Genomic DNA, 3891 nt, shown 5'->3' with positions numbered 1-3891 from the left:
GGTGGGACGGGTCAGAGCTCGATCGCCGGCCAGTCCGCGAGGTCGGCGCGCATCGCGCGGTCGTGGGTCGCCACCACCACCGCCGCCGAGGTCAGGCGCAGGGCCTCCGTCAGCTCGTCGACGAGGGCGATCGACAGGTGGTTCGTGGGCTCGTCGAGGAGCAGCACGTGCGGGGCGGCCACCAGCGCGGCCGCGAGCTCGAACCGCCGCCGCTGCCCCACCGACAGCTCGCCGAGCGGGCGGTCCAGGTCCTCCTCCTCCAGCAGGCCCAGGGCCGCCACCGGCAGCACGTGCGCCGGGTCGAGGGCCCCGGAGGACAGCAGGTCCAGCGCCCGCCGCGCGGCCGCCTCGAACCCCGTGGTCGCCAGGCGCGCCGGGCTGTCGTCGTCCTGCACGAGCACGCCGAGCCGCACGCCGGGCGCGACCGCCCGGTGGCCCCGGTCCAGCGGCGTCCGCCCCGCGAGGGCGCCGAGCAGCGTCGACTTGCCCGCGCCGTTCGCCCCCGTGACCAGCAGCCGCCCGGCGGGCGGCAGGTCCACGCGCACGCCCGGCAGGTCCAGCCGGCCCTCGACCCGCGGCGCGCGCAGCTCCAGCAGCGGACCGCCCGCGTAGTCGGCCGGGATGCTCGGCAGGTCCGGGAACGCGAGGGCGGGGGGCGGCGCGGGCACCTCGACCGCCTCGGCCTCGAGCTTCTGCACCAGGCGGTCGGCGGCCTTGACGTGGATGCGTGCCCGGGTGCCGCGGCGGTGCTTCTGCGAGCCCTTGGGCGGGCGCCACTCGTCGGACAGCCCCTCGTAGGACTCGTCGAGCCGCTGCGCCAGCCTCGCCGCCCGCTTGCGCTCCTGCGCGTACCGCGCGCGCCACCGGCGCAGGGCCTGGTCCTTGGCGAACCGGTACGTCGCGTACCGGGTCGCGCCGTAGAGGACCGGGCGGCCGTCCATCGACGGGTCGAGGTCGAGGATCGCGGTCATCACGTCGTCCAGCAGCCGCCGGTCGTGCGTGACGATGACGACGACGCCCGGCCACTGCTGCAGCTGGGCGGTCAGGTAGTCGATCCCGCCGACGTCGAGGTGGTTCGTCGGCTCGTCCAGCAGCAGCACGTCGGCCCGCTCGGCGACGTGGCAGGCCAGCCGCGCGCGGTACGCCTCCCCCACGCTCAGCGTGTCCAGCCGGCGGTCCGGGTCGCGCGGCGCGCCGAACCGGGTCAGCGCCTCGTCCACCCGGCGGTCGACGTCCCAGGCCGCGAGCCGGTCGACCGCGGCGATCGCGTCGGCCAGCGCGGCGAGGTCGCCGCCCTCGTGGTCGAAGCCGGCGACCACCTCGTCCAGCCGCGCGGCCGCCGCGCGCACGTGCGTGGCGGTCCGGCGCACCAGGTCGCCGATCGTGGAGCCCGCGGGCACGTCGAGCTCCTGCTGCACGACCGACACCGAGCCGGAGCGCCGGACCTCGCCGGCCGTCGGCTCGAGGTCGCCCGCGAGCAGCCGGAGCAGCGTGGTCTTGCCCGCGCCGTTCTCGCCGACGACGCCGACCCGGTCGCCCGCCGAGGCGGACAGGCCGACGCCGTCGAGGACCGGACGCCCGGGGTACCCGAACGTCAGGCCGTCCGCGACCAGGTGGACGTCAGCCACGCGGCTCCCGGCCCAGCACGGCGACGACGGCCGGCACGAGCGCGCGGAACGCCTGCCCGCGGTGCGAGATGCGGTTCTTCTCCTCCGGCGCGAGCTCCGCGCAGGTCACGTCGCGGCCCGCGGGGACCAGGATCGGGTCGTACCCGAACCCGTGCTCGCCCCGCGGCGCGGTCGCCAACGTGCCGACCAGGTGGCCGAGCTCGACGTGCTCCTCGCCGTCCGGCGTGACCAGCGCGGCGGCGCAGGTGAACCGGGCCGCCCGGTGCTCGGGCGCGATGTCGAACAGCTGCGCGAGCAGCAGGTCCAGGTTCGCGCGGTCGTCGCCGTGCCGGCCGGACCAGCGGGCCGAGAAGATCCCGGGGGCGCCGCCGAGCACGTCCACCGACAGGCCGGAGTCGTCCGCGACCGCGGGCAGACCCGTGTGCGCCGCCAGCGCACGGGCCTTGATCAGCGCGTTCTCCGCGAACGTCACGCCGTCCTCGACCGGCTCGGGCGCGCCGACCTCGCGCGCGCTCACGACCGAGGCGGGCTCCAGACCGGGCAGGGCCGGGACGAGGATCGCGCGGAGCTCCCCGAGCTTGTGCGCGTTGTGCGTGGCGAGGACCAGGCGCGCGGGGCCGGTCACGCGGGCACCGACCCGCCGCGCACCGTCACGGTCTCGCCGGCGGGCAGCGCCAGCACCTCGCGCTGCACCCGGGTGAGCTCGGCGGTGCCGACCAGCGCCAGGTCGAGCAGCGCGTCGAGCTCGGCGCGGTCGAACGGCGCGTGCTCGGCGGTGCCCTGCACCTCGACGAAGCTGCCCGAGCCGGTGACGACGACGTTCATGTCGGTGTCCGCGCGCACGTCCTCCTCGTACGGGAGGTCGAGCACCGGGCGGCCGCCGACGACGCCGACGCTGACCGCCGCCACCGAGTCGCGGAGCACCACCTTGCGGGCGTCCACGGAGCCCTGCGCGATGCCCCAGGCGACGGCGTCCGCGAGCGCCACGTACGCGCCGGTCACGGACGCGGTGCGGGTGCCGCCGTCGGCCTGCAGCACGTCGCAGTCGAGCACGATCGTGTTCTCGCCCAGCGCCGCGACGTCGATGATCGCGCGCAGCGACCGGCCGATCAGTCGGGAGATCTCGTGCGTGCGGCCGCCGACCTTGCCGCGCACCGACTCGCGGTCGGAGCGGGAGGAGGTCGCGCGGGGCAGCATCGCGTACTCGGCGGTGACCCAGCCCTCGCCCGAGCCCTTGCGCCAGCGCGGCACGCCCGCGGTGAACGACGCCACGCACAGCACCTTCGTGCCGCCGAACTCGACGAGCACGCTGCCCTCGCCCGCGTCCAGGTAGCGGCGGGTGATCGAGATCGGGCGGAGCTCGTCGGCGGCGCGGCCGTCGGCGCGGGGGGCGCTCGGGCGGCCGGTCGCGGGCGCGGCGGAGGTGGTGACGGTGGGGTCGGAGGTCATCCCCCGAGCGTAACGACAGCACCCACGCACGGCGGAACCGTGCCACCTACAGCCGCGCGGTGTCCCTAGCGTCGTCCCGAGCGGGGGCGCGACCGAGGAGGACCATGCCTGCGACCCCGACCGAGCCGGCCCCGCCCGACACCGCCGCCGCCCCGGGGGTCGCCGGATGATCGTCCTGCACCTCGCGGTCGTCCTGGCGGCGATCGTCCTCGGCGCGCGCCTCGGCGGCATCGCCATCGGCTGCGCCGGCGGCCTCGGCGTCCTCGCCCTCGCCGCGCTCGGGGTCACGCCGGGCAGCATGCCGCTCGACGTCGTGTCGATCATCATGGCGGTCATCACCGCGATCGCCGCCCTGCAGGTGGCCGGCGGCATGACCTGGCTGGTCGACCTCGCGGCCCGGCTGCTGCGCCGCAACCCGCGGCACCTGACCTTCCTGGCGCCGACCGTCACCTACCTCATGACGATCATGGCCGGCACCGGGCACACCGCGTTCTCGACGCTGCCGGTCATCACCGAGGTCGCCAAGGAGAACGACATCCGGCCCGCCCGGCCCCTGTCGATCGCGGTCGTCGCGTCGCAGGTCGCCATCACGGCGTCGCCGATCTCCGCCGCGGTGGTGTTCTTCGCCGCGCTGCTGGAGGAGGGCGGCACCGGCGTGGACTACGTGCAGCTGCTCGCCGTGGCCGTGCCGTCGACGTTCCTCGCCGTGCTGGCGACCGCCGCGATCATGTCCGTCCTCGACCGGGTGCGCGGCCGGGGCCGGCTCGCCGACGACCCGGAGTACCGGCGCCGGCTCGCGGCGAGCGGGGCGGCG

The 3891-nt window shown here is 76.5% G+C and carries 4 protein-coding genes; 1 reads left to right on the top strand and 3 read right to left on the bottom strand.

Features of this window, described 5'->3' with window-relative positions; genetic code table 11:
- Positions 1-11: 11 nt before the first annotated feature.
- From G6556_RS17635 to rph, 3 genes are read right to left on the bottom strand one after another with little or no spacing between them, the layout of a single operon-like run.
- A complete protein-coding gene (locus G6556_RS17635; RefSeq protein WP_166944287.1) occupies positions 12-1628 on the bottom strand; it encodes an ATP-binding cassette domain-containing protein in 1617 nt (538 codons plus the stop codon).
- The gene (gene rdgB / locus G6556_RS17630; protein WP_166944284.1) at positions 1621-2253 is read right to left on the bottom strand and encodes an RdgB/HAM1 family non-canonical purine NTP pyrophosphatase; all 633 of its coding nucleotides are present in this window, start codon (positions 2251-2253) and stop codon (positions 1621-1623) included. The genes G6556_RS17635 and rdgB overlap by 8 nt, the downstream gene beginning before the upstream one ends.
- Positions 2250-3077, bottom strand: coding sequence for a ribonuclease PH (rph, locus tag G6556_RS17625; RefSeq protein ID WP_166944282.1), 828 nt, complete (start codon positions 3075-3077; stop codon positions 2250-2252). The genes rdgB and rph overlap by 4 nt, the downstream gene beginning before the upstream one ends.
- Before the next feature lie 166 nt (positions 3078-3243).
- Between rph and G6556_RS17620 the strand changes: the two genes are divergently transcribed.
- Positions 3244-3891, top strand: a 648-nt coding sequence (locus tag G6556_RS17620; protein ID WP_277344799.1) for an anaerobic C4-dicarboxylate transporter family protein, incomplete at its 3' end; no start/stop codon positions are given.

The organism is Cellulomonas sp. IC4_254 (assembly GCF_011603975.1).
Taxonomy (GTDB): domain Bacteria; phylum Actinomycetota; class Actinomycetes; order Actinomycetales; family Cellulomonadaceae; genus Cellulomonas.
Note: the sequence above shows the minus strand (reverse complement) of the source record. Positions and strands in the feature narration are given on the sequence as shown.

What these genes read in the sequence shown, in the direction of transcription:
- rph (WP_166944282.1), bottom strand. Translation starts at nt 3,077, where the DNA reads ATGACCTCCGACCCCACCGTCACCACCTCCGCCGCGCCCGCGACCGGC.